Annotated in this window: 1 pseudogene; it reads left to right on the plus strand. The window is 36.9% G+C overall.

Annotated elements, in window-relative coordinates:
- Window positions 1–191: 191 nt before the first annotated feature.
- Window positions 192–491: pseudogene (locus KVT34_RS29675) on the plus strand (hypothetical protein); the annotation flags it as partial.
- Window positions 492–605: the final 114 nt, after the last annotated feature.

Below are 605 nucleotides of genomic sequence, written 5' to 3' on the forward strand. Positions count from 1 at the left end.
AGAAGTTGATTTGTACAAGTCTCGTGTACGTATAAATGAAAATTTTGTTGAGCGTGTTACGAAAGAGAATACAAAGTTACGTTTAAAAGTAAAAAATCTACGAAAGAAATTCCTTGCATTAGTAGTTTCTTATATGGTCGTGGCGGTAATTGTAAGTTTAGTAGTACTAGGATAAGAAAGGAGTGATTGACATGTCTGTAGTAAAGGACAACGCATTCTGGAAAGAGGTGTATTACTACATGGAAAATCACAGTTGTTATAAGGATGAGGCCATAAAGGTAGTGGAGGCGAGGTTCAATAGTAAGAACGAGAAAAGGATAGAAATTATTGAAGCCGTAAAAGAAAAGTTGGTGCGTGCAGGGATACCAGAACAAGATTCTTTAAAATTTGCAGAAACGGCACCATTCGTTAATTACGTAACAGGCGCGGGTGTAGAAAAACTGGTAAAGATCTTTACGGATAAGTTTAAAAAAGGGGAGGGTGAAAAGAAAAGAATATCCCCCTTTTTTTCCCGCTTCAAAAAGAGCTTGATAACAAGGTTGTGCAAAAACACGGTTTACAAAACGTGCCATTGTTTCAGGAAAAGAAGTTAGCATTTCGTGATG

This window comes from Paenibacillus sp. GbtcB18 (assembly GCF_019091125.1).
Lineage (GTDB): Bacteria > Bacillota > Bacilli > Paenibacillales > NBRC-103111 > Paenibacillus_F > Paenibacillus_F chitinolyticus.